Origin of the sequence: Streptomyces sp. NPDC058632, assembly GCF_042717095.1 — a bacterium.
GTDB lineage: Bacteria > Actinomycetota > Actinomycetes > Streptomycetales > Streptomycetaceae > Streptomyces.
The window spans coordinates 68875-94898 of the sequence record NZ_JBHXQZ010000018.1; the positions used below are offsets into that span (position 1 = coordinate 68875).

Consider the following 26024-nt stretch of genomic DNA (forward strand, 5'->3'; position numbering starts at 1 on the left):
GGTTCCAAGCCAGAGCAGACGCAGGATCGGCGACGGGGCTGACTGCCGAAGTGGCGCCGTGAGAGGCCGCCGGCGGTTCGCAGTATCAGCAGTACGCTTTTCCGCTTGGTAGTCGGTTCATCCAGAGGGAAAGAACGGAGGAGTTGCACGCCATCAGGATCACCCGGGCAGAAGTTCTGAGCCCCAGTGCCGAAGGTCACCGATCGCGAGGTGTTCTCCGGCGAAACAACAGTGATCCCCGCACCCCCGAGAGCAGCTTGGTCGGGTCTGCGGAAACAGGAGACCGGCGCAGTATCAGGGCCGGTGGATGGTGTAGCAGTGCCTTCGGGGCCCTGGTGCCATTGGCACCAGGGCCCCTCCAGGTGTTTCGGAGGGTGGGGCCTGGCGGCAGTGCTGGGCGGCCGCTCGTGGTGGGAAACGGACGGTCGTCGTCGTGCCGGGCCCCAACGTGCCCGGCCTTCGTTGAGAGCTATGAGGTCGGCAGGGGGGCGCCCGGCCAAGCGGCCTCGCCGGTGGACGGGCGGTGGACAGACGCCTTTGGGCGGCGCATCACGGGGTGCAACGGGTGAGCCGGTTGCACCCGCTCTGAGCAGCACGAACGTCATTGGGCGACACGACGGGGCACCCGACAGCACGAACGCTTGCGTGCTCGCAATGCGTAGGTCTCGGGTTCGAATCCCGAAGGCGGCTCCGGCGAAGGCCAGGTCACATAGCCCGTGACCTGGCCTTCTGTGGTGTTCGGGGGAGGGCGTTCCGGTGGGTCTCCCGCGTGGTCCGAGTGGCGCCGCGGGCCGTCAGTCGCGTCGGCCCGTCGTCGCGGAGGGGACCTCTCCGGTGGGCGACCGGCGCTTCGGAGGAGCGTGCCGCTCGGTCTGCGGTGCGGCGATGGTGCCGTCCGTCCGGACCTCGGGCAGGCTCGTCTGCGGCGTCGGCAGCAGCGCCCTGCTCTCGTCGATCGAGCCGTCCTTCCGGACGCCGTACAGCGCGTTGTAGATGGCGCGGACGGCCGGGGCGGAGGCGCCGGAACCGGTGCCGCCCTGGGAGATCGTCATGACGACCGAGTAGTCCCCGGTGTACGTGGCGAACCACGAGGTCGTCTGCTTGCCGTGGACCTCTGCCGTACTCGTCTTGGCGCGCAGCGGGATCCTGTCCTGCGGCCAGCCGACGAAGCGCCAGTCGGCCGAACCGCGGGTGACGACACCGGCGAGGGCGTCGTCGATCGCGTCCCGGGTCTGCTTCGTCATCGGCAGCCTGCCGTGCGACTCGGGCTCGATCTCCTGGACGGTCCTGCCGTCGGGGCTGACGACGGCCTTGCCGACGGTGGGCCGGTGGAGCGTGCCGCCGTTGGAGAGGGCCGCGTAGACGGTGGCCATCTGGACGGGGGTGACGAGGGTGTCGCCCTGGCCGATGGAGTAGTTGACCGAGTCACCGGCGCGCAGCCGGTTGCCTTCCAGACAGTTCTCGTACGCGATGCGCTCGACGTAGCTGCCGTCCTTCTTGCCGGACTTGCACCAGGCGTCCTTGTTGGCCTCCCAGTGGTCCTGCTTCCACTGGCGGTCGGGGATCCGGCCGGTGACCTCGTCGGGCAGGTCGATGCCGGTCTTCGCGCCCAGGCCGAACTGGTGCGCCGTCTTGTAGAACCAGTCCTCGGCGTTCTTCTTCGGCTTGTTGCCGCCGTCGCGCTTCCACTCCTCGTGGGCGAGGCGGTAGAAGACGGTGTCGCAGGAGACCTCCAGCGCACGGCCCAGGCCGATCGGACCGTGGTCCTCCGATTCGAAGTTGGTGAAGACCTGGTTGCCGATGGAGTACGAGCTGGAGCACTGGTAGGGGCCGTCGAAGGGGTGGCCGGCGTTGACCGCGGCCGTGGTCGGGACGACCTTGAAGATGGAGCCGGGGGCGGACTGGCCCTGGACCGCGCGGTTGAGCAGCGGGTAGTTGGAGGCCTTGCCGGTGAGGTCGGCGTAGTCCTTGGCGGAGATGCCGCCCACCCAGGCGTTCGGGTCGTACGTCGGGTTGGACGCCATGGCGACGACCCGGCCGGTCCTGGCCTCCATCACCACGACCGCGCCCGAGTCGGCCTTGTACCGTTCGCCGGTGTTGCGGTCCCACTCCTTGCGGGCCGCCTTCATCGCCTCGTTCAGCTCGTACTCCGCCACCCGCTGCACTCGCGCGTCGATGCTGGTGACGAGATGGGAGCCGGCCTCGGCGGCGTCGGACCCGGCCTGCCCGATGACCCGGCCCAGGTTGTCGACCTCGTACCGGGTGACACCCGCCTTGCCGCGCAGCTGCTTGTCGTACTGGCGCTCGAGGCCGGAGCGGCCGACCTGGTCGGAGCGCAGGTACGGCGAGTCGGAGCCCTCGGCCCGCTGGATCTCCGCATCGGTCACCGGCGAGAGATACCCCAGAACCTGCGCGGAGTTGGCCTCACCCGGGTTCGGATAGCGGCGCACCGCCTGCGGCTCGGCGGTGATGCCCGGGAAGTCCTCGGCCCGCTCACGGATCTGCAGGGCCTGCTTGGCGGTGGCCTCGTCGGTGATGGGGATCGACTGGTACGGCGAGCCGTTCCAGCACGGCTGCGGCGTCCGGGCGTCGCACAGCCGGACCTTCTTCCTCACCTCCTCGGGCGTCATGCCCAGCACATCTGCCAGCCTGGTCAGGACCGCCTTGCCGCCGTCCCTCGTCTTCAGCAGATCGGTACGGGAGGCGGACACCACCAACCGCGTCTCGTTGTCCGCCAGTGGCACGCCGCGCGCGTCCAGGATCGAACCGCGCACCGCGGGCTGCACGACCTGCTGAACGAGATTGCCGGACGCCTCCTCGGCATGGGCGTCGCCCTCACGGATCTGTAAGTGCCACAGGCGTCCGCCGAGGGTGCCGAGGAGGGAGAGGACGAGGACCTGGATGACGACGAGCCGGATCTGGACGCGCGACGTCCGGCCCGTTTCGGGAATGTTGGTCACGCGTGGTCCCTTTGCTGTGCCGTCGTCGGGTACCCGGCCGGGCATCCCACCGCCTCACGTGCCGCAGCGACCGCAGCGACCGGGCCGAACTCTCCCGGTGTTCGCACGTGCGCCGAGAGGGGGAGACGCGTCGGCGGCTTCGGGAGATTTCTCGCCCTGGGGCAAAGGGCCGCTCCGAGGCCGAGCCTAGGCGACCGCGTCGGAGTCCGCAGCTCGGTATCAAGTCACCTTCGGAGCGCGCCGGTCGGCTGATCCTGATACGTCGTCCGGGGACACGGAAACGTGCTCAACTATGGTGTCGGCATGGTTTTTTCCACTCCGACCCATGCCCGGACGGTCCTGTTGCGGGGGCATCGGCCAGCGGCCCGTGCCTTCCGGTCGACGGGGTGCGTGCCGGCCGCTGGAGGTGCTACCGCGTGAACAGGCCGTTGAGGCGCATAGCCATCTTCTGCGGACTTCTGATGCTGACGCTGTTGCTTCGGGCCAACTGGCTCCAGTACGTGGAGGCGGGCGAACTCGCCGCCGACGACGAGAACCGTCGAGTGCTGATCAACCAGTACTCGACGCCTCGCGGCGACATCATCGTGGGCGCGAGAGCGGTCACGGGCTCGGTGGCGGTCGAGGGGGCGGATCTGAAGTACGAGCGCACGTACCGGAACGGGCCCATGTACGCGCCGGTCACCGGGTACGCCTCCCAGGCCATGGGGATGACCTTTCTGGAGAGCACGTACGACAGCGTGCTCAGCGGGCAGGACGACCGGCTGGCGTTCGAGCGCTTCACGGACGTCGTCACCGGAAAGGAACGGCGCGGCGGAGACGTCATCACGACGATCGACCCCAAGGCGCAGAAGGCCGGGTACAAGGGCCTCACGGACCTTGGTGCCCGCGGTTCGGTCGTGGCACTGGACCCGGGGACGGGGAAGGTGCTCGCCCTCGTCTCGACTCCGTCCTACGACCCTTCGTCGTTCGCCGGCAACTCCCTCAAGGAGAGCGACAGGTTCCGGGCGCTCGGTGCCGACAAGAGCAAGCCGCTGGCCAATCGCGCGCTGCGCGAGACGTTCCCGCCCGGTTCGACCTTCAAGATCCTCACCGCGGCGGCGGCGCTGGAGCACGGTGTGGTGACGGACGTCGACGCCGCTTCGGACGCGGTCTCGCCGTATCCCCTGCCGCAGTCGACCAACAGGATCGGCAGCGAGGCCGGGGACGCCGTCTGCGACAAGGCATCGCTCAAGACCGCCATGCAGCACTCCTGCAACAACGTCTTCCTCGACATGGCCGTGAAGGTGGGAGCGGACAGGATGCGGGAGACGGCCGAGAAGTTCGGGTTCAACGAGGAGGTCTACTCGTCCGACTTCGGTGACCTGCGGGCCAGTAAAAGTCTGTACCCCGAGAACCTGGACAAGCCCGGTACCGCGCTGACCGGCATGGGCCAGGGCAGTCTCACCAGCACGCCGATGCAGATGGCCATGGTGACGGCCGCGCTGGTCAACGGCGGCAAGGTGATGCAGCCCTACATCGTCGACGAGGTGCGGTCCCCTGATCTCAGCACCCTGGAGAAGAACGAGCCCCGGGCCATGAGCCAGGCCGTCTCCGACTCCTCGGCCCAGAAGGTCCGGGAGATGATGGAGTACACCGCCAGGGAGGGAAGCGCCAAGAGGGCCCTGATCGACGGCATCACGGTGGGCGGCAAGACCGGAACGGCCCAGCGCGGCGTGGATGTGCGCGAGCAGGTTCCCTACGGCTGGTTCGTCTCGTACGGCGTGAAGCCCGACGGCGGGTCCGTGGCCGTGGCCGTTTTCATCGACCCGACCGACATGGACATCTCGCGCGAGGACATCTCCGGCGGCAGTCTGGCCGCCCCCATCGCGCGGGACGTGATGGAGGCCGTCCTGCAGGACTGATCGGGGGCCGGTCGCCAGGAGCGGAGCACGCGATGACACGATGGCTCCCGACCCTGTGGGAAAGGGAGCCGTCCGCGCCCGGATTCCCCGCGACCTCTGGAAAACCGGCCGACCGGCTTGATTCAGGAAATCTTCCGGCCGGGCCTGCCGGGCCGTTTCGATCCAGCCAGTTTGCTCCGTAAAGGCAGACGCCTCGAGGCGGATTCTTTCAGTGTTCTAGTCCAATGTTCACGGAAGAATCGCCCGGTTCGTACATCATCGACCCTGTGTGTTCGAGGTGTCGATCTTTTGATGAGGTCTACCTTTGGTCTCCCCTTACCTGCGGGCTCCGCGCCGTCACTGTCCTGATCGGCGGTACCACCTCTTTCACACCGGGGCTGTCCTGAATGCCGCGCTCCGGTGAACGACAGGCGGGCAAGCATGCCTAACCTGATCCTCATGACCGATCCCAGCAACCTCGGTGGACACCCCCAGTCCCACAGGCGCCGTTCTCGCGGCCGGACAATCGTTTCGGCGGTTGCCGCACTGACCGTGACCACCGGGGTCGGTTACTGGGGTTACTCCAGCCTTTTCGCCGGCGAGGGGTCGGGCGATCCGCAGGTGGTGGACGCCACGGCTGAGCTGGAGAAATTCCTGGACGCCTGGAAGGCGGCCGACGCCGGGCGGGCGGGCCGGCTGACGGACAGTCCGGGCAACGCCGAGTCGCTGATCAAGTCCGTCATGACGAACCTCGATCCGTCGAAGACCGAGATCAGTACCGGTACCGGCGAGAGGAAGGCCGAAGGGGAAGTGGAAATTCCGTTCACCGTGAGGATGACGCTCCCGGGAGCGGGTGACTACTCGTGGGATTCGAAGGCCGGCGTCGTCGAGGCCGGCAGTGAATGGAAGGTGAAATTCCACACCGGAATGATCCATCCGGAGATGGCTCCGGGACAGACGCTCGCCCTCAAGACGCGGGACCGCGCGCCCATCCTCGACACGAACGGCGACGATCTGGAGTCCGCCTCCCTCGTCGGGACGGTCGACGCCAGGACCGGCAAGGGCGTGTCGGGTCTCCAGGCCCGTTACGACAAGCAGCTCACCGGCGGGTCGGGGCCGATGAAGTCGGTCGTGGTCGTGGACCGCCCGTCCGGCCAGGTGATGAAGAAGCTCACCGTCACCAAGGCGAGCCAGGGCAAGCCGGTGCGGACGACCATCGATCCAAAGGTGCAGGCGGCGGCCGCCGAAGCACTGACCGGGGTGAAGAAGAACGCGGCGATCGTCGCCATCGACACGTCCAGCGGTCACGTTCTGGCCGCCGCCAACATGCCCTCCGGCATGAACCGCGCGCTGGAGGGCCGTTACCCGCCCGGCTCGACCTTCAAGGTGGTGACCGCCGCCGCCCTGCTGAAGCAGGGGATGAAGCCGTCGGACCCCGGAGACTGCCCGAAGTTCACTCGTGTCAACGGACAGCGCTTCGAGAACCAGGACCAGTTCGTGCTGCCGGCCGGATCGACGTTCAGGGACAACTTCGCCCACTCCTGCAACACCTTCTTCGTCGACTCCCGCGGCAAGCTGTCCTCCTCCGGCCTGCACGACACCGCGCAGGCGTTCGGCATCGGGGGCGCCTGGGACGTGGGCACCACGACGTACGACGGCAGTGTCCCGGTCGCGACCAGCGACAACGACAAGGCCGCTTCGACCATCGGGCAGGCCCGGGTGCAGGCGTCACCCCTGGTGATGGCCTCGGTCGCGGCGACGGCGAAGGAGGGCGTCTTCCGGCAGCCCGTCCTGGTGCCCGACGCCGTGAAGAAGAAGTACGAGGCCCCCGCCCGGCTCGACGCCGGTGTCGTCGACGCGCTGCGCCAGATGATGCGCGCGACCGTGACCGACGGTGCGGGCCGGGCCCTGAAGGGGATTCCCGGCGAGCCGCACGCCAAGACGGGCACGGCGGAGTTCGGCACCGAGACCCCGCCGAGCACGCACGCCTGGATGATCGGCTACCAGGGCGACCGGGACCTCGCCTGGTCGGTCCTCCTGGAGGACGGAGGTTCGGGCGGTTCCGACGCCGGCCCGGTCGCGGCGAAGTTCCTCGAGAACCTCGTGGGGTGAGGCTGAACTGCATCACTCCCGACATGGAGTACGCATCGGAACCCATGTGAGGAAGCCGAGGAGTCCGACTCGGTGAGCCGGTCTTCCCAAAGACCGGCACCTCGTCACGACCACGGTCCAGTGACGGCTTCGCCCTCATCCGACGCAGTGTCACCACTGCCGATCCTCCTTGACCTTCGACACGGCCTGCTTCCTTCGATGCGGCACCGTACGTCCGCAGGGCATGAAGCGACAGGCCTGACCGCACAGGCAGCAACAGCCGAGGACGACATCCATGCCATGTCCACACCCCTCGGACGGGGGGCGTGGACCATCCACAGGGGGTATTCGACATGACCACTCGCAACAGCGTGACGATCCGGCTTCTCGGCCCCGTGACCCTTGTGAAAAACGCCATGCCGATACCGGTGCCGGGGCAGCGGCAGAAGCGTTTCCTCTCCTGTCTGGCCTTGCGGCCCGGGCAGGTCATCTCCAGGGACGTGATCAGTGAGGAGTCGTGGGACGGGGAGCCGCCCCTGACCGTCTCGGGGCAGCTGCAGACCTCGGCCTGGATGGTCCGCACGGCCCTGGAGAAGGCGGGGCTCTCACGTGACGCGGTCGGCTCGCACGACAGTGGTTACGAGCTGCGGGTGCCCGCGGAGGCCATTGACCTGTTCGTCTTCAGGGAAATGGTGCGCGGGGTCCGGGAGCTGTATGCGGGCGGACACCACAAGGACGCGTCCGAGCGGCTCGACGCCGCGCTGGCGCTGTGGAAGGGACCGGTGTGCGCCGACGTCACCTCCGGCCGGCTGCGGCTGAAGGGCGAGGCCATGGAGGAGGAGCGGACGGCGGCGGTCGAACTGCGTGCTCTGATCGACGTGGGCCTCGGGCACTACAGTGAGGCGATCGCACGGCTGTCGGAACTGGTCGACCGCGATCCCCTCCGCGAGGACCTGTACGTCAGCCTCATGAAGGCGTACTACGCCGAGGGCCGCCAGGCCGACGCGATCCAGGTCTTCCACCGGGCGAAGCGGCATCTGCGGGAGCATATCGGGATCAACCCGGGGGCGAGGATGACCAGGATGATGCAGGCCATCCTGCGCCAGGACGAACAGTTCCTACGGGTCGGTACGTCGGCGTGAGCCACGAGGCGTAGGCCGCCGCCCGGGACCCCCGCACGGGCCGGGCCGGCTACGGGACGAAGTCGACTCCCTGTGCCAGCGCCACCCGTCCGGAGTGGTTCACCGTGTTGGTCGCGCGCCGCATGTACGCCCGCCAGGCGTCGGAGCCGGACTCGCGTCCGCCGCCGGTCTCCTTCTCGCCGCCGAACGCGCCGCCGATCTCCGCGCCCGAGGTGCCGATGTTGACGTTGACGATGCCGCAGTCCGCGCCGTCGGCGGCCAGATACCGTTCCGCCTCGCGCTGGTCGCTCGTGAAGATCCCGGACGACAGCCCCTGCGGGACCTCGTTGTTCAGCCGGATCGCCTCGTCGAGATCGCGGTAGGTGAGGACGTACAGCAGGGGCGCGAAGGTCTCTTCGCGCACCACCTCGGTCTGGCCGGGCATCCGGAGGATGGCGGGCCGGACGTAGTACGCGTCCGGGGCCGCTTCGGAGAGCTGCCGCTCACCGCCGACGACCAGGGTGCCGCCGTCCGCGGTGGCGCGGTCGAGGGACGCACGCATCCTGGCGTGGGAGCTCTCGTTCACCAGAGGCCCGACCAGGGTGGCGTCCTGGAACGGGTCGCCGACCGGTAGCCGGCCGTACGCCCGGGCCAGCCGTTCGACGAGGGCGTCGGCCACGTCCTCGTGCACGATCAGGCGGCGCAGTGTGGTGCAGCGCTGGCCCGCCGTGCCCGCGGCGGCGAACACGGTGGCGTTGACGGTGAGGTCGAGATCTGCCGACGGGGCGACCACGGCGGCGTTGTTCCCGCCCAGCTCCAGGATGCTGCGACCGAACCGGGCCGCGACGCGGGCGCCGACGGCACGGCCCATCCGGGTCGAGCCGGTCGCGCTGATCAGCGGCACGCCCGGTGCGTCGACGATTCGTTCACCGACGTCGGACGCACCGAGGACGACCTGGTTGAGGTGCGCCGGGGCGCCGGTCTCCGCGGCGGCGCGGTCGAGGAGGGCGGTGCAGGCCAGCGCGGTGAGCGGAGTGAGCTCGGACGGTTTCCACACCACGGTGTCGCCGCACACCAGGGCCACCGCGGTGTTCCACGCCCACACCGCGACCGGGAAGTTGAAGGCGCTGATCACACCGACCACGCCCAACGGGTGCCAGGTCTCCATCAGCCGGTGGCCGGGGCGCTCGGAGGGCATGGTCCGGCCGTAGAGCTGCCGGGACAGGCCCACCGCGAAGTCGCAGATGTCGATCATCTCCTGCACTTCGCCGAGCGCCTCGGAGCGGATCTTGCCCGCCTCGACGGTGACCAGGTCGGCGAGTTCCTGCCGGTGCTCGGTGAGCAGCTCGCCGAACCGCTTGACCAGCGCGCCCCGCACCGGCGCAGGGGTGGTCCGCCAGGCGAGGAACGCCTCCTGCGCGGCCTCGACGGCCTGGTCGACGTCCGCCGGAGCATCGGTGCGCAGGCCGAACAGAGCGGCACCGGTGACCGGCGTACGGGCGGTGAGGGCGTGGCCCTTGAACGCGGCGAGTTCGACGCCGCAGCGCGTCAGGGCGGCTTCCGCCCTGGCGCGTATGTCGTGGGTGCTGCTGACCGACATGGTGCTCATGACCGCCTTACGCCTTGGTCTTCGTACGGAGGTTGACGTAGTTGCCCGCGATCCAGTCCTCGAACGTGGCGGTGTCGCCGTCCAGGCTGATGTCGAATCCGCACTGCTTGGCCAACGGCACCGAGAAGGCGAAGTCCGCGTTGGGGCGCAGGAAGAAGACGCTGGACGTACGGCTGCTGCCCACGGTCTGGTCCCGGCGCGGCGCGGCGACATGGTGCCGCGGGGCCTTCACCCGGCCGCCGGTCGCGAGGGTCGCGACGGCTCCGCAGAAGACGAGAACCCGGTCCGGCCTGGCCGGCAGGTCCACGAAGGTGCCGTCGACCTCGACCTGCAGGCTCACGAAGCCGTTGGGGCACGGTGTCTGCTGGATCAGCGTCACCGTCGACAGGTCGTAGTGCGGCGCCATCCGCAGGGGCTCCTCCTCGGCGCTGCGGTGCTCGGGGACCTCGGGGAAGTACCGGAACCTCAGCACCGGTTCGCAGTTGACGAAGGACTCGACACCGCCGTCCGGTTCGGTACCGGTCGTCTTCAGGACCTGCCGCGCCACTTCCCGGGAGGCGTCGTACATACGGTCGAAGTAACCCGTCCAGACGCGTTCGAAGTCCGCCGTGGGGAAGAGGTTGCCCGAGGTCCCCATGGAGTAGCACATCGAGTAGTCGGTGTACGAGCCGCTGTTGGTGATCTTCGCGGTGCTCTCGGACTCCAGCCCCGTGAACCCGCGCCGGATGGTGGGGTCCTTGGCGGTGACGGCCCGCTTCTGCTCCTCCGTGCCGTGTTCGAAGAAGTCGACGGCGACGTCCTTGGAGGACTTCAGGTCGGCCTCCGTCAGACCGCTGTCCGTCAGGTAGAAGACACCTTTCTCCGCCAGACAGCGGCGGAACTCGTCCTGGTGCGATCCCGCCTGGAGGTCGGTCAGGTCGAACGTGGGGACCGTCGTGTCCATCAGCCTCAACTCTCCTTGGTTAACCGGGTGGTCGACGACGCGGGGGAAGGAACACGCACACGGCTCAGCCGGCCGTCAGCTCCTTCAGGGCGTCCGCCAGGTACTCGATCTCGGCTTCGGTGGTGTAGAAGTTCGTCGATATGCGCAGCAACGGCCGGTCCGGCCGGTCGGTCACCGCCGTCTCGATCCGGAAGCGCTGCCGGAGCCCCCGGCTCAGCTCGTCCGCGTCCGTCGTCGCGGGCAGGCGGAACGCCACCATGCCGCCGGACAGGGCCGGCGACTCGGGCGTGGCCTGCTCCAGTCCCTGCCAGTCGGTCAGGCGCCGGCGGGCGTGGTCGGCCAGTTCGCGTCTGCGCAGGCGGATCCTGTCGTGCCCGAGCCGCGCCTGGAAGTCGATCGACTCCGGCACGGCGAGCCAGGGGCAGAGATCGCGGGTGCCCTCGCACTCCAGCCTGCGCAGGCGCGGGGTGCTGCCGAACCGGTCGGGCTCGTCCGGCGGGCTCCCCGCCGGAGGGTGGTACGCCCAGCTCACCTGCGTCGGCTCAAGGCTGTTCTCCCGCCCCCGGCCGATGTGCAGGAACCCGACCCCGGTGGGGGCGAGGAGCCACTTGTGCCCGCTGCCCGCGTAGAAGTCGCAGGGGATGTCGGCCAGGTTCAGGTCGAGGAACGCGGGCGCGTGGGCCCCGTCGATCACGGTGACGATCCCGCGGCGGCGGGCCTGTTCGCACAACTCCCGTGCGGGCAGGACCAGTCCGGTCGTCGCCAGCACATGGCTGAAGGACAGCAGCCGGGTCCGTGGGCTCATGGAGGCGACGGCGGCGTCGACGATCTCGCCGGGGTCGGCGGGCATCGTCGGTACACGGAACGTCCGGATCGTCAGGCCCTGCCGCCGGGCCATCCGCTCCCAGCACCAGCGCATCGACGTGTACTCGTGGTCGGTCAGCAGGATCTCGCCCGGCCCGGGCAGGTCCAGCGACGACGCCAGCAGGTTGACGGCCCCGGTGACGTTGGTGGCGAACACCAGACGGTGCGGGTCCCCGCCCAGAAAACCGGCCAGGTGTTCGCGTGCCCGCCACAGCAGCGGGGGGAGCTCGCGCAGCAGGAAGTCCATCGGCGCGTGGGCGAGGCGGGTGCGCAGGTCGGTGACGCGTTCGAAGGTGCTGCGCGGCAGCGGTCCGGCGGAGCCGGTGTTGAGGTTGACGACGGTGGGGTCGAGCAGCATGCGGCCGCGGGCGTCAGCCCAGTCGGCAAAGGTCATGTCGTGATCTCCCGCGCACTCGGAGAATATCGATGCCGCCAGAATTTGATCGATGCGTCGGACGATAGCAGCTGTCCCGTGACCGCGAAAAGAGAATTCTTCGGAGAATGCCGAAATTTTGCGGAGAGAAATGCGAGAGAGCTGGGAGAGGGGCTCAAGAGGGATGCCGGTTAGCGTGGGTGTTCCAGAATATCCGGTTCGCTGCCACGGCAAGCTCGGCGCTCGATAGTTCCGACCGTCCATCCTGCTCTATAGGAGTCTTCGCACATGGGTGAACAGGGACGTTGGTCTGACTCAGGTCTCTTGGAAACGGAAAATACGAACGCTCGGGACGTGCATAGTACGTTGCGGCGTCATGTGCTCGTGGACGGCTACGACATCGTTCTTGACCTGTCCGCGAGTCACGGCACCCAGTTGGTCGACGCCGTGACGGGCGACCGCTATCTCGACCTTTTTTCCTTCTTCGCTTCGGCGCCGCTCGGCATCAATCCGTCCTGCATTACCGACGATCCGGAGTTCATGCGGCAACTCGCCGCGGCGGCCGTCAACAAGCCGTCCAACCCCGACATCTACACGGTCCAGTACGCGAGGTTCGTCGAGACGTTCGCCCGGGTGTTCGGTGACCCGTCGCTGCCGCACCTGTTCTTCGTGGACGGCGGGGCGCTGGCCGTGGAGAACGCGCTCAAGGCGGCCTTCGACTGGAAGGCGCAGCGGCTCGGCCTCGACGAGGAGGCCGTTGACCGCCTCCAGGTGCTGCACCTGGAGCGGTCGTTCCACGGCCGCAGCGGCTACACCATGTCGCTGACGAACACCGAGCCGGCGAAAATCGCCCGTTTCCCGAAGTTCGACTGGCCCCGGATCCCGTCCCCCGCGCTGCGGCATCCGCCCACCGCGCACGCGCGCTCCAACCGGGAGGCCGAACAGCGGGCACTGCGGGCCGCCGAGGCCGCCTTCCGCGCCGCGGACGGAATGATCGCCTGCTTCATCGCCGAGCCGATCCAGGGCGAGGGCGGGGACAACCACCTCAGCGCCGACTTCCTCCAGGCGATGCAGCGGCTCTGCCACGAGCACGACGCCCTGTTCGTGCTCGACGAGGTCCAGAGCGGCGCCGGTATCACCGGCACACCCTGGGCCTACCAGCAACTGGGCCTCCAGCCCGACCTGGTGGCGTTCGGCAAGAAGACCCAGGTGTGCGGCGTGATGGGCGGCGGACGCATCGACGAGGTCGCGGACAACGTCTTCGCCGTCTCCTCCCGGATCAGCTCGACCTGGGGCGGCAACCTCGCCGACATGGTCCGGGCCACCCGGATCCTCGAGACGATCGAGCGCACCCAGCTCCTCGACGCCGTCGTGCAGCGGGGCAAGTACCTTCGCGACGGTCTCGAAGCCCTGGCCACCGAGCACCCGAACCTGGTGAGCAATGCCCGCGGCCGCGGTCTGATGTGTGCGGTCACCCTGCCGGACGCCCGCCTCCGCGACGACGTCCTGCACAGGATGTACCGCGAGTACCACGTCATCGCCCTGCCGTGCGGCGAGCGCAGCCTCCGCTTCCGCCCGCCGCTGACGATCACCGAGAGCGAGATCGACCAGGCTCTCGAGGCACTGGCACGCAGCCTCCGGGTGCTCGCCGCCTGATGCGCGGCTTCCGGACCATGCCGGCGTCCCGGGCCCCGGCACGCGCGTCCGTCCGGAAGACACCCCTTGGTCCCGACACGTTCTCTGACCTTCGCGGCCCTGCGGCGGCCCCGGCTACCGCCGTGCGTCGCACAGATCCTGTACGACGGAGAGCCCACGTATGAAGTCAGCACCGTATCCGACGACTGCCGCGGACTGGTCTGCCCGCATTGCAGCGGTATCGAGCGAGCGTTGCGATCTGGAGATGCTCCTCAAGGACGAGTGGCGCAACAAGATCGCGGTCCGGGACGAGGACCCCGCCGTACGTGCGACGAGGCGGCAGGACCTGCGCATCGGCGGGCAGGACTACACCGCGCTGAAGAACGCGCTGCGCGAGGACAGCGGGGTGTCGGTCGCCGCGTTCGCGCTGGCCGCGCTGCACGGGGTCATGCGCGCGTACGGCCATGGAAACCGGACGGTGGCGGCACTCGTCGACGCCACGGGAGACGACGGCGTACGGCGGGCACGGGTTCTTCCGGTCGTCGTCGACCACATCGAGCAGGCCCGGCTCACCTGCCGCGAGGCGGTGCGGGAGCTCGGCGAGGCCGTGCGCCGGAAGGACGCGTACGTCACCGGGGACGAGGTGCTGGGACGCGGTCGGTTCGACGCGCTGCTCGTGCTCGCCGACCACGACGTGGCCCCGGCCGACCTGCCGTCGTCCCCGCTCCTGGTGGTCGTCCGGGACGTCGAGGCGGACGGACACCTGCAGTGGACCATGGCCTATGCGGACGAACTGTTCGAGGACAGGACCATCGCCGGCGTGCTCGACGTCGTACGCGAGGTGCTCGGCCAGTTCCTCGGCCGTCCCGCCCAGCGCGTCGCCGACGTGGAGCTGGTGTCGGAGGAGCAGCGGCAGCAACTGCACAAGTGGAACGCCACCGACGGCGACTTCCCGGAGGGCAAGCGGCTCAACCACCTGTTCGAGGAGGCCGTGCGCCGGTCGCCGGACCGGGAGGCCGTCGTCTTCGGCGACACCAGGCTGACCTATCGTGAGGTCGACGAGCGGGCCAACCAGGTCGCGCACTGGCTGCTCGGGCCCGGGATGGGGGTGCGGCCGCAGCAACTGGTCGGGATGTACCTCGACAAGAGCGACCTGGGCGCCGTGGCCACCCTCGGGCTGTGGAAGGCCGGCGCGGCCTACGTGCCGATCGACCCCGCGTACCCGTCCGAACGGGTCCGTTTCATCGTCGGTGACACCGGGCTGACCGGCATCGTCACCAACCGGCACCACGCGGCACGGCTCAGGGGGATCCTCGGGGCCGAACACGCCGATGTGCGCGTCATCGAGATCGAGACCGTGCTCGCACAGCAGGACTCCGCCGGGAGCGCGCTGCGGGAGAACCCCCGGCTCTCCCTGGGCAGCGGCGATCTCGCCTACGTCACGTACACCTCCGGCACCACGGGCGTACCGAAGGGCGTCCCCAAGTACCACGACAGCGTCGTGAACAGCATCACGGACCTGTCCGAGCGCTACGAGATGCGCCGGCCCCATGAGGAACGGGTCGCGCTCTTCGCCTCGTACGTCTTCGAACCGCACCTGAGGCAGACCCTGATCGCGCTCGTCAACTCCCAGACGCTGGTGATCGTTCCGGAGGAGATCAGGCTGGACCCGGACCGGTTCCCCGCGTACATCGAGCGGCACGGGGTGACGTATCTCAACGGCACCGGGTCGGTGCTGCAACACTTCGACCTGCGTCGCTGTACGAGCCTCAAGAAGCTGCTGCTGGTCGGTGAGGAGCTGACGGCGGCCGGGCTGCGTCAGCTCCGCGAGAGGTTCTCCGGACTCGTCGTCAACGAGTACGCCTTCACCGAGGCGGCCTTCGTCACCGCCGTCAAGGAGTTCGGGCCGGGCGTGACGGAGCGGCCGGACCGCAGCATCGGCCGGCCACTGCGCAACGTGAAGTGGTACGTGCTGAGCCAGAACCTGAAGCAGCTGCCGATCGGAGCCATCGGCGAGCTGTACATCGGCGGCTGCGGTGTCGCTCCGGGCTACCTCGACCGCGACGACCTGACCGCCGAGCGGTTCACGCCGAACCCGTACCAGTCGGCGCAGGAGAAGCTGCTGGGCCGCAACGCCCGCCTCTACCGGACCGGTGACCTGGCACGGGTCCTGCCGTCCGGCGAGGTCGAGTTCATGGGCCGCAGCGACTTCCAGCTCAAGCTGAACGGCATCCGCGTGGAGCCGGGCGAGATCGAGGCGCAGGCGACCGAGTGCCCGGGCGTCCGCAAGTGCACCGTGGTGGCCCGCGAAGGGGCGGGCGGGGCCGGGGACCGCCATCTCGTCGGGTACTACACGACCGAGCCGTCGGCGGAGGTGACCGAGGAGGAGCTGCTGGGCTTCCTCGAGGAACGGCTCATACGGATCATGGTCCCCGCTCGCATGGTCCGGCTCAGCAGCATCCCGGTCAACGTCAACGGCAAGGTGGACTGGCGTGCCCTGCCCGACGTGGACCTCGCCCGCTCCGGCGCGGCGCCCGCCGCCGGCGCCGGTCGCCCGGGGGCCGGGGCCGGCGGTGTCCTGGAGGAGCTGCGCGAGATCTGGGGCGAGGTCCTCGGAGTGCCGGCGGCGCGGATCGGGGACCGCGACGACTTCTTCCGGCTCGGGGGCCAGAGCATCTCCTGCATCCTGCTCATCGCACGCGTGCGGCAGCGGCTGGGGGTCTTCGTCGGCGTCGAGGACGTGTTCACCCTCAGGACCCTGACCGAGCTGGCGGACCATCTGAAGCGGCAGCGGGACCGGCAGCCCGAGTCCGGGTCCGGCGCGGCCCACGAAGCGTCCGTGGCCGAGGGCGAACCCGTCCGGCTGCGCGCGAACGGTCTGCAGCAGGGCCTGCTGTACCACGCCCTCAAGCGCAGGAACGGCGACGACGCCTACGTCATGCAGTCGGTGCACCGCTACCGGTGTCCGATCCGTCCCGACCTGATGAAGCAGGCGTGGCGGCACGCGCAGCACAAGTACCCGGCGCTGCGGCTGCGTTTCGAGTGGGCCGAGGAGCCCTTCCAGATCATCGACCCCGACGACCGGCCCCTCGACTGGCGGTTCGTCGACCTGATCGACGTGGCGGACCCCGCCGACCAGGACGCCCGCATCAGGGAGGTGCAGGAACGGGACCGGACCGAGCCGTACGAGCCGGCCGAGGGCCGGATGTTCCGGGTCTACCTGATCAGGCAGCGCGAGGACCTGTACTCGCTGATCTTCAGCTGCCACCACCTCGTCCTGGACGGCTGGAGCCTGCCGGTCCTGCACGACGAGGTGCACCGCGTGTACCTGGGCCTGCTGCGCGGCGCCGAGATCGAGCCGGAGGTGGACCACGCCTACGTGGCGGCCCAGCAGTACTGGGAGGAGCACCGCGAGGAGCACGTCGACCACTGGCTCCGGCAGATCGAGCGCATCGACGAACGCGGTGACTTCGACGGGCTGCTCAAGGAGGAGATCCGCTACCAGGTCGATCTGAGCGACTACGACCACGTCCACGAGCACCGGACGAAGAAGCTGGGCCTCGGCGCGGACCTGACCGCCGCGCTGAAGTCGATGTGCGCCGGCCACTCCGTCACCCTGCACTCGGTGCTGCAGTTCGTGTGGCACAAGGTGCTGTACGCGATCGGCGGCGGGAACACCACCGTGGTGGGGACGATCGTCTCCGGACGCAACCTGCACGTCGACGCCGTCGAGAACTCGGTGGGCCTGTACATCAACACCCTGCCCCTGGTGGTCGACCACGACGACCAGGCGGGGCGGAGCGTCGGCGAGGCCATCGGCGCCATCCAGTCCGTCGTGAACACCATGAACGGCAGGAGCACGGTCGAGCTGGGCCGGCTGCAGACCGGAGGGATGAAGCGCCGGCTGTTCGACACGCTGCTGGTGCTGGAGAACTACCCGCGGCTCCTGGAGGAGGCCGAGGAACACGACGAACTCCTCCGCTTCGAGAAGGCGTACGACGCCGACAAGGTCGACTACCCCCTGGCCGTCGTGGCGCGTGAGGAGGGCGACGAGCTGACGGTCACCCTGTGGTACGCGGGCGAACTCTTCGACGACGCCACGATCGACACCCTGCTCGACGTCACCCGCGTCCTGTTCGCCCAGGTGGCGCAGGACATCACGCAGCCCGTCGACGCCCTTCGGCTCGTGTCGCCGACGATGATCGAGCGTTTCGACGCCTGGAACCGCACACAGGCCGAGTTCCCGGCGGACAGGACCCTGCACGGTGTGTTCGAGGAGCAGGCGGCCGCCTGGCCGGACGAGATCGCGGTGGTCTACCGGAACACCCGACTGACGTACCGTCAGCTCAATGAGCGGGCCAACCGGTTGGCGCACTACCTGCGGTCGGTGGTCCAGCTGCGGCCGAACGACCTGGTCGGGCTGGTGGTGGACAAGAGCGAACTGATGATCATCGCGATCCTCGCGGTGTGGAAGACGGGGGCGGCCTACGTGCCGGTCGACCCGGGCTACCCCGACGACCGGATCGCGTTCATGCTCCAGGACACCCGGGCGAGGCTGGTGGTGACCGACCGGGCCCATGGGGAGCGGCTGCGCGCGCTGCCGGCGGCGGAGGGGCTGCCGGCGGCGGAGGGGCTGCCGGTGGTGGAGGCCGACCGGCTGCCGATGGGGTACCGGTCGCCGGAGAATCCGGTCACCGAGGTCACGAGCACCGACCTCGCCTACGCCATCTACACCTCCGGCACCACCGGCAACCCCAAGGCCGTCCTGGTCGAGCACCGCGGCGTCGTCAACCTCCAGGCCTCCCTGGCGAAGCTGTTCTCGCTGGACAAGAGCGAGGGCGACGAGGCGCTGCTGTCGTTCTCCAACTACGTCTTCGACCACTTCGTCGAGCAGATGACCGACGCGCTGCTCAACGGGCAGAAACTGGTGGTGCTCGACGACACGATGCGCACGGACGCCGAGCGCCTGTACCGGTACATCAACGACGAGAAGGTCACCTACCTCTCCGGAACACCGTCGGTGCTGTCGCTGTACGACTACTCGACGACGACCTCCCTGACCCGCATCGACGCGATCGGCGAGGACTTCACCGAGCCGGTGTTCAACAAGATCCGCGGGACCTTCTCGGGCACCGTCATCAACGGGTACGGCCCGACGGAGATCTCGATCACCAGCCACAAACGTCCGTACCCCACGGTGGGCGAGCGCCGCGCGACCAAGAGCATCGGCCATCCGGTGGCGAACACCACGGCCTATGTGCTCAACAAGTCGATGAAGCGGGTTCCGGTCGGTGGCATGGGTGAGCTCTACATCGGCGACGTCGGTGTCACCCGCGGCTACCTCAACCGTGACGAGCTGACCGCGGAGCGGTTCATCGACAACCCGTTCCAGACCCCCGAGGAGCGGGCGGCCGGGCGCAACGCGCGTCTGTACAGGACGGGCGACCTGGTGCGGTGGCTGCCCAACGGCGAGCTGGAGTGCCTGGGCCGCACCGACCTCCAGGTCAAGATCCGCGGCCAGCGCGTCGAACTCGGCGAGGTCGAGGCGGTCCTCTCGGCGTACCCCGGCGTGACCAGGTCCCTGGTGATCGCCCGTGAGCATCAGGGCGCCGGGTTCGCGGCGGCGCAGAAGTACCTGGCCGCCTTCTACCTCAGCGACCGCGAGCACGACGAGCAGGACGTGAAGGAGTGGATGCGCGGGAAACTGCCCGAGGCCATCGTGCCCGCGCGCATCCTGCGGATCACGGACATCCCCGTGACCCCCAGCGGCAAGCTGGACACGCGGCAGCTCCCCGAGACGGACTTCGGGGCGGGCGACGGCACCGAGTACGTCGCCCCCTCCGACGACGTCGAGGTCAAACTGTGCGGCATCTGGGCCGCGGTGCTCGGCATCGCTCCGGACCGCATCGGAGTACACGACGATTTCTTCGCGCTCGGCGGCGACAGCATCCGCGCCATGGCGCTGGCACAGGCCGTCACCACCGGCTTCGGCCGTGGCCTCGGCGTCGGGACCGTGCTCCAGCACACGTCCCTCGGTGCCCAGGCACGGCACATCCGGGAGACGGCCGCACAGCCGGACGACGCGCACACCGGGCAGACGGCCGGGCGTGCCGCGGCGGGGCCCGGCCGCCCGCCGGTGTCGCTCGCGCAGGAGCGCCTGCTGTTCATCGACGAGTTCGAGGGCGGTACCGCCGCCTACAACATCCCGTTCGTCCTGCGGGTCCCGACACACGGCGCGGTGTCGCGGGACACGGTGGTCCAGGCCCTGCGCACCCTGCTGCGACGCCATCCCGCGCTGCGCACCCTGCTCAGGACGGACCGGGACGGTGTCCGCCGGCAGTACACGCTGCCGGAGGACGAGGCACTGGCCCTGTTCCACCCGGACGCGCACACGGTCGGGGAAACCGCCGAACTCGACGGGCGGCTCGTGCGGTGCGAGGGCCACGTGTTCCGGCTGCACGAGGAACTGCCCCTGCGAGCCGACCTGTTCGAACTCGCCACGGAGCGCGACAGCCTGTACCTGAGCCTCGTGTTCCACCACACCTGCTTCGACGGCTGGTCGTGGAACGTCTTCCAGCAGGAGCTGGCGGCCCTGCTGCGCGGGGTGCCCGCGGCGGACCTCGGCACGGTCCGCGGCACCTACGCCGACTTCGCCGTGTGGCAGCGGCAGTATCTGACCGGTCGGCGGCCGGCGGAACTGACCGCCTTCTGGACGGAGGCGCTGGCCGGGTTCGAGACGATCCCACTGCCCCTGGACCGCCCGCGCCCCGCCCGGTTCGACTACCGCGGCCGGGAGATCGAGTTCGGGCTGGACGACGAGACCGTCCAGGAGCTGCGGGCGCTGGCCCGGTCGGCGCGGGTGAGCCTGTACAGCGTGCTGCTCGGCGCCTGGTGCCTGATGCTGTCCCTGCACACCGGCCGGCACGACTTCGTGGTGGGCACCCCCTCCGCCAACCGCGGGCGTCCGGAGTTCGACCGCACGGTCGGCTTCTTCGCGAACCTGCTCGCACTGCGGGTCCGGATCGACGAGCAGGCGACGCTGGTGGACTACGTCCGCTCGGTCGGTGAGCACGTCGTCGCGGCGCAGGTGCACGGTGAGCTGCCGTTCGAGCAGCTCGTCAAGGAACTCGACGTGGAGAAGGACCCGAGCCGCCATCCCGTTCTGCAGGTCAACTTCACCCTGCAGAACGTCACGGACCGCGCCGACGCCACCCCGGCGGCCGCCGGGACCCCGGTGCTGAACGGCCACAAGCCGGACGCCGGCGGCTGGACGGCCACCAAGTTCGACCTTTCGGCCACCCTCACCGAGACCCCGGGCGGCGGACTGGCGGGCAACCTGACGTACGCGGCGTCCCTGTTCGAAGACGCGAGCGCCGAGGGCTTCATCGCCGCCTTCCAGCACGTCCTGCGCGAGTTCACCCGGCTCGCCGCCGCGGGCGGGCGGGCCCGGCTGGCCGAGGTCACCGGCGTGGACGACGGGACCCGGGCGGAGCTGCTGGCCGGCGCCGGCCCGGCGGCCACCCCCACCGGACCCGCCCGGACGCTGCACGCCGTCTTCGAGGAGACGGCCGCCGCCTTCCCGGACCGGATCGCGCTGGTGTACGGCGACACCCGGCTGACGTACCGCCAACTCAACGAGCGTGCGAATCGGTTGGCGCACTACCTGCGGTCTGTCGTACCACTGCGGCCGAACGACCTGGTCGCCCTGGTGCTGGACAAGAGCGACCTGATGGTCACCGCGATCCTGGCGGTGTGGAAGGCCGGGGCGGCGTACGTGCCGATCGACCCGGGCCACCCCGACGACCGGATCGGGTTCATGCTCCAGGACACGCGGGCGCGGCTCGTGGTGACCGAGCACGCCCACGCCGGCCGGCTGCGCGCCGTGCCCGCCGCGGCACAGCCGGCGCTGGTGGAGGCCGACCGGCTGCCGATGGGCTACCGCTCCGCCGAGAACCCGGTCACCGAGGTCTCGGCCGACAACCTGGCCTACGCCATCTACACCTCCGGCACGACCGGCCGGCCCAAGGCCGTCCTGGTGCCGCACCGCGCCGTGGACAGCTTCCGTGAGCAGCTCGCCGGACGTTACTTCGACGGTCCCGGCGCCACCCGCGAAGGCGTGCTGTTCCTCGCCAACTACGTGTTCGACTTCTCCGTCGAACAGCTGGCGCTGTCCGTCCTCGGCGGCCACACCCTGGTCGTGCCGCCGTCCTCGCCGACCGAGGACGACGGTTTCTACGACTACGCGAACCGGGCCGGGCTGACGTATCTGAGCGGCACGCCGACACAGATCACGCAGTTCGACCTCTCGCGTCTGACGCACCTGCGGTGTGTGCTGGTCGCCGGTGAGGCGTTCCACGAGCGCCACTTCGACAAAATCCGCGGCGAGTTCTCCGGCCTGCTCCTGAACGCCTACGGCACCACGGAGACCGCCGTCTACAACACCGTCCGGCGCTTCGAGCCCGGCGACCTCTACGAGAACGCCCTCGGGCAGCCGCTCGGCAACACCCGGCTGTACGTGCTCGGCGACTCTCTGCGGCTGTTGCCGCCGGGCGCGGTGGGCGAGCTGTACGTGGCCGGCGCGTGCGTCGCGGACGGCTACCTCAACCAGCGGGAGCTGACCGGCGAGCGGTTCCTGCCGAACCCGTTCCGGACGGAGGACGAGCGCCGCGCCGGCCGTCACGGGGTGCTGTACCGCACCGGCGACCTGGTCCGCCGGGCCCACAACGGCGAGATCCGGTACGTCGGACGCAACGACGCCCAGGTCAAGATCAACGGCCTGCGCGTCGAACTCGGCGAGGTGGAGGCGGTACTCGCCGGCTGCCCGCACGTGCGGGCGTGTGCCGTCGTCGCCGCCGGGGACGAGCGCTCACCGGACGGCAGGCGGCTGGTCGGCTACTACGTGGCGGACCGCGACGCGTCCGTGGACGAGGACGAGATCTTCGCCGGCCTGCGGGCCAGGCTGATGCCGGGCATGGTGCCGTCGACGTTGGTACGCCTGGACCGGCTGCCGATGACCGTCAACGGCAAGCTCGACACCAAGGCGCTGCCCGAGGTGGACTTCGCGGCACGGCGAGCCGTCTACGCGGCCCCGCGCAGCCGTACCGAGGCCCGGCTGTGCCAGTTGTGGAGCGCGCAGCTGCCGGGAGGCGCGGTCGGCATCGACGACGACTTCTTCCGCTCGGGCGGTGACAGCATCAGCGCGCTGCACCTGGCGAGCCAGGTGCAGCGGGAGACCGGCCGCAGGATCGGCGTCAAGGACGTCTTCGACTTCCCGACCGTCAGGCAGCTCGTCGACAACGTCCTGTCCAGGACGGACGACGAGGACGGCACCGGCGAGGGACACGAGGAGCCGGAGCAGGGGCGGCTGAGCGGCAGCTGTCCGCTGCTGCCCGTCCAGGAGTGGTTCCTCGCCAAGCCGCTCACCGACCGCGGCCACTGGAACCACAACTTCGCCGTCAGGACGCCACCGCTCGAGGCGGCGAGGCTGCGTGAGTCCCTGGCGCGGCTGGTCCACCACCACGACGCGTTCCGTCTGCGCTACGGCGGCCTCGGCGGTGACGCGGAAAAGGTCACCCAGTCCTACACCGAGAACGCCTCGGAGGTCGTCCTGCACGAACTCGACGTGAGCGGACTGGGCCCCGAGGAGATCCGCGGGCACCTCACCCGGTGGCAGAGCGGCTTCGACCTGGAGCACGGCCCGACCGCGTGCGCCGCCTACCTGCACGGGTTCGAGGACGGCACCGCACGGGTCTGGTTCGCCCTGCACCACCTGATCGTCGACTCCGTCAGCTGGCACATCCTCGCCCAGGACCTCCAGATCCTGTACCACGGCGGTGAGCTGGAGAAGAAGACGAGCAGTTACCGGCAGTGGGGCGAGGCGCTGCGCCACTACACCCCCGAGGAGGACGAGCGCCGGCTGTGGGAGGACGTCCAGGGCGGACTGGCGGCGGCGCGGGGAGAGCTGTCGGCCGCTCAGGGCGCGGCCACGCTCCGCGAGGAGTTCGCCCTGAGCACGTCGGACACCCGGACCCTGCTCACCGAGAGCCACTGGGCGTACGACACGGCCCTGCACGAGCTGCTGCTGACGGCGACCGGGCTGGCACTGGGGGCGGTCACCGGTCGGGCGACCAACCACGTCACGGTCGAGGGTCACGGACGCGAACGGTTCGCGGGGGCTCCCGACGTCCGGGACACGGTCGGCTGGTTCACCACGATGTACCCGCTGGCCCTGGAGAGCGACCCCGAGGATCTGGGGCGCAGCGTGCTCAGCACCAGGGAGGCCTGCCGGCGTGTGCCGCACCACGGCATCGGCTACGGCGCCCTCTTCGGCCGGTACGGCGGTGAGCGCGCACCGCTCGCCCCGGTCAGCTTCAACTACCTCGGCCGGTTCGCCGACGAGGGAGAGCAGGCACCGGACCGGCAGGCGGGCTGGCAGCTCGACTCGACCATGTCGGGCAGCCACATCTCCGACCGCAACCGGGGAGCGGACCAGTTCGGCGTCGACGTGACCATGCGGTGCGCCGGCGACCGCCTGGTCACCGTGGTCGACAGCCGGCTGGACGAGGCCATCACCCGGCGGTTCACGAGCGAACTGCGCTCGTGGCTCGAGCGACTGGCCGCCCACACGGCGACCGTGACCCGCTCCGGGGCGGGTCTTGCGCAGCCGGGCCGGCAGGCGGTCACCGAGGACGACTTCGAGCCGTACATCCTCGTCGACGAGGAGCGCGCGGAGCGCACCCTCTTCGTCTTCCCGCCCGGTGAGGGCGGGGCCGAGAGCTATCTGAGCAACATCGCGCAGCGGCTGCCCGGATACCGGCTGGTGCTGTTCAACAACGTGCACCTGCACACGCCCATGGAGTCGTTCGAAGCCGTCGCCCGTTACTACCTCGACCACATGCGGAAGGTGCAGCCGGCCGGACCGTACAGCCTGCTCGGCTGGAGCTTCGGTGGGATCGTGGCCCTGGAGGCGTCGGCGCAGCTGGCGCGCGCGGGAGAGGAGATCGACAACCTGTTCGTCATCGACTCGTACTTCAACATGCGTCACGCGACGGCCGAGATCGGCCTGCCGGGGGTCGAGGACCTCCTCGACCCGATCAACTACCACTACACGCCGAGCCGGGAGGACCTCGACCGACTGGACGCCCGGCTCGGGAGGCTGGTGCTGTTCACGGCGGAGGAGCCGAACGAGATCGTCCGCGACGACCAGCAGCACCGGTTGTTCGAGTTCTACCGGCGGACGCCGTACAACGCTCTGGACACCCTCCTGCCGGCCGAGTCGATCGAGGTCCGTCCGCTGCGCGGCGAGACCCACCACTCGTGGGTACGCAATGAGCGCCTGGTCACCGACATGTGCGAGCGGATCTCGGCGTCGCTGCGGGACGCCGGATGAACGCTCGCACCGCGGGCCCGTCCGGAACGCATACGCACGTCATGTCCAGTCACCAGCGCCTGGTGCCGAATCAGTGGAGGATTCCATGCCCATCCTGATGCCGTCGGCGCACGTGCCGACGATCGACGTCTCGCCGCTCTTCGGCGGCGATCCGGACGCGAGGACGCGCGTCGCGCAGGAGATCAACAAGGCGTGCCGGGGATCCGGGTTCTTCTACGCCTCCCACCACGGCATCGACGTCCAGCTGCTCCAGGACGTGGTCAACGAGTTCCACCGGACCATGACCGACGAGGAGAAGTACGACCTGGCGATCAACGCGTACAACAAGAACAACCCGCGTGTGCGCAACGGCTACTACATGGCCGTCAAGGGCAAGAAGGCCGTGGAGTCCTGGTGCTATCTGAACCCGTCGTTCACCGAGGACCACTCGATGATCAGGTCGGGGGCGCCGATGCACGAGGTGAACATCTGGCCGGACGAGAAGCGGCACGAGCGGTTCCGGCCGTTCTGCGAGCAGTACTACCGGGACATGTTCCGGTTCTCCAAGGGGCTGATGCGAGGGTTCGCGCTGGCTCTGGGAAAGCCCGAGGACTTCTTCGACGTCCCGCTCTCGGAGGCCGACACGCTGTCCGCCGTGTCGCTGATCCACTACCCCTACCTGGAGGACTATCCGCCGGTCAAGACGGGGCCGGACGGCACGAAACTGAGCTTCGAGGACCATCTGGACGTGTCGATGATCACCGTCCTCTTCCAGACCGAGGTGCAGAACCTCCAGGTCGAGACCGTGGACGGCTGGCAGGACCTGCCGACGTCCGGGGAGAACTTCCTGGTGAACTGCGGTACCTACATGGGGTACCTCACGAACGACTACTTCCCTGCGCCGAACCACCGGGTGAAGTTCATCAACGCGGAGCGACTGTCCCTGCCGTTCTTCCTGCACGCCGGGCAGACCGCCGTGATGGAGCCGTTCCACCCCGGGGACAGCGGTGGAAGGGAGCCGAACCCGCCGGTCGAGTACGGCGACTACCTCCAGCACGGCTTCCACGCGCTCATCGCCAAGAACGGCCAGACCTGAGGACCGGCTCCGGACCGGGGCCGGCCCGCCGCCGACGGGACGACTGACCCGGCTCGGCCCCACGACAGGGCTCGGCCCCAGGAC

10 protein-coding genes are annotated in these 26024 nt (G+C 69.3%); 6 read left to right on the top strand and 4 right to left on the bottom strand.

The window, feature by feature from the left end:
• Positions 1-794: 794 nt before the first annotated feature.
• Entirely contained in the window at positions 795-2960 is a 2166-nt protein-coding gene (gene mrdA, locus ACFWVE_RS10025) for a penicillin-binding protein 2 (protein WP_384010165.1), read from the bottom strand.
• A gap of 416 nt (positions 2961-3376) precedes the next feature.
• On the opposite strand from mrdA, the gene ACFWVE_RS10030 reads away from it, so the two are divergent.
• The 3 genes from ACFWVE_RS10030 (at position 3377) to ACFWVE_RS10040 (ending at position 8073) form a co-directional block, all read left to right on the top strand.
• Positions 3377-4861 carry a peptidoglycan D,D-transpeptidase FtsI family protein gene (locus ACFWVE_RS10030; RefSeq protein WP_384010168.1) on the top strand — a complete coding sequence of 495 codons (1485 nt, stop codon included), beginning with the start codon at positions 3377-3379 and terminating at the stop codon, positions 4859-4861.
• Positions 4862-5299: 438 nt separating this feature from the next.
• The gene (locus tag ACFWVE_RS10035) at positions 5300-6952 is read left to right on the top strand and encodes a penicillin-binding transpeptidase domain-containing protein (protein WP_384010170.1); all 1653 of its coding nucleotides are present in this window, start codon (positions 5300-5302) and stop codon (positions 6950-6952) included.
• A gap of 332 nt (positions 6953-7284) precedes the next feature.
• Positions 7285-8073 (top strand): BTAD domain-containing putative transcriptional regulator, encoded by a 789-nt coding sequence (locus ACFWVE_RS10040; RefSeq protein ID WP_384010173.1) that lies wholly within the window; start codon positions 7285-7287, stop codon positions 8071-8073.
• Between the two features lie 49 nt (positions 8074-8122).
• On the opposite strand, the gene ACFWVE_RS10045 is transcribed toward ACFWVE_RS10040, so the two are convergent.
• The 3 genes from ACFWVE_RS10045 to ACFWVE_RS10055 form a co-directional block, all read right to left on the bottom strand.
• Positions 8123-9661, bottom strand: coding sequence for an aldehyde dehydrogenase family protein (locus ACFWVE_RS10045; protein WP_384010176.1), 1539 nt, complete (start codon positions 9659-9661; stop codon positions 8123-8125).
• Between the two features lie 7 nt (positions 9662-9668).
• On the bottom strand, positions 9669-10604 hold the full coding sequence (locus tag ACFWVE_RS10050; RefSeq protein WP_384010179.1) for a 2OG-Fe(II) oxygenase family protein: 936 nt from the start codon (positions 10602-10604) through the stop codon (positions 9669-9671).
• A gap of 64 nt (positions 10605-10668) precedes the next feature.
• The gene (locus tag ACFWVE_RS10055; protein ID WP_384010182.1) at positions 10669-11862 is read right to left on the bottom strand and encodes an aminotransferase class V-fold PLP-dependent enzyme; all 1194 of its coding nucleotides are present in this window, start codon (positions 11860-11862) and stop codon (positions 10669-10671) included.
• Positions 11863-12129: 267 nt separating this feature from the next.
• Here ACFWVE_RS10055 and lat point away from each other — a divergent pair, with 267 nt between their 5' ends.
• The 3 genes from lat to ACFWVE_RS10070 all read left to right on the top strand — a co-directional run bounded on the left by lat (position 12130) and on the right by ACFWVE_RS10070 (position 25940).
• Positions 12130-13497: an L-lysine 6-transaminase gene (gene lat, locus ACFWVE_RS10060; RefSeq protein WP_384010186.1), complete on the top strand. Its 1368-nt coding sequence runs from the start codon at positions 12130-12132 to the stop codon at positions 13495-13497.
• A gap of 244 nt (positions 13498-13741) precedes the next feature.
• Positions 13742-24865, top strand: a complete 11124-nt coding sequence (locus ACFWVE_RS10065) for an amino acid adenylation domain-containing protein (protein WP_384010189.1) — start codon at positions 13742-13744, stop codon at positions 24863-24865.
• A gap of 85 nt (positions 24866-24950) precedes the next feature.
• Positions 24951-25940, top strand: a complete 990-nt coding sequence (locus ACFWVE_RS10070; protein WP_384010192.1) for a 2OG-Fe(II) oxygenase family protein — start codon at positions 24951-24953, stop codon at positions 25938-25940.
• Positions 25941-26024 lie beyond the last annotated feature (84 nt).

Coding starts and splice junctions, on each gene's coding strand:
- ACFWVE_RS10045 (WP_384010176.1), bottom strand. CDS start 9,661: ATGAGCACCATGTCGGTCAGCAGCACCCACGACATACGCGCCAGGGCG.
- ACFWVE_RS10055 (WP_384010182.1), bottom strand. CDS start 11,862: ATGACCTTTGCCGACTGGGCTGACGCCCGCGGCCGCATGCTGCTCGAC.
- ACFWVE_RS10050 (WP_384010179.1), bottom strand. CDS start 10,604: ATGGACACGACGGTCCCCACGTTCGACCTGACCGACCTCCAGGCGGGA.
- lat (WP_384010186.1), top strand. CDS start 12,130: ATGGGTGAACAGGGACGTTGGTCTGACTCAGGTCTCTTGGAAACGGAA.
- ACFWVE_RS10070 (WP_384010192.1), top strand. CDS start 24,951: ATGCCCATCCTGATGCCGTCGGCGCACGTGCCGACGATCGACGTCTCG.
- ACFWVE_RS10035 (WP_384010170.1), top strand. CDS start 5,300: ATGACCGATCCCAGCAACCTCGGTGGACACCCCCAGTCCCACAGGCGC.
- ACFWVE_RS10040 (WP_384010173.1), top strand. CDS start 7,285: ATGACCACTCGCAACAGCGTGACGATCCGGCTTCTCGGCCCCGTGACC.
- ACFWVE_RS10065 (WP_384010189.1), top strand. CDS start 13,742: ATGCTCCTCAAGGACGAGTGGCGCAACAAGATCGCGGTCCGGGACGAG.